Source organism: Pseudoalteromonas sp. 19-MNA-CIBAN-0066 (assembly GCF_040308705.1).
Lineage (GTDB): Bacteria > Pseudomonadota > Gammaproteobacteria > Enterobacterales > Alteromonadaceae > Pseudoalteromonas > Pseudoalteromonas nigrifaciens.
Window position 1 is genome coordinate 1 of the sequence record NZ_JBEONZ010000146.1, and the last position, 293, is coordinate 293.

General features: G+C 47.8%; 1 tRNA gene. It reads right to left on the bottom strand.

The features are described from left to right. Positions 1-73: transfer RNA gene (locus AAEZ18_RS18570), tRNA-Met, on the bottom strand. Positions 74-293: the final 220 nt, after the last annotated feature.

Sequence of the window (293 nt, forward strand, 5' to 3'; positions counted from 1 at the left end):
TGCGGGAGCCGGATTTGAACCGACGACCTTCGGGTTATGAGCCCGACGAGCTACCAGACTGCTCCATCCCGCGCCTGAAATTGCATACTTATTTAAAGTTGCTTACATTACAACTTGGCTTCCAATTAAAAATTGGTTGCGGGAGCCGAATTTATAACGACTACCTTTGCTGGCTAATGAAGAGCTGAGACCGACAAGCTTTTCCTTAACTAACACTTACAGTAACCTCAATCCCCTAAAGGAAATTGGTTGCGGGAGCCGGATTTGAACCGACGACCTTCGGGTTATGAGCC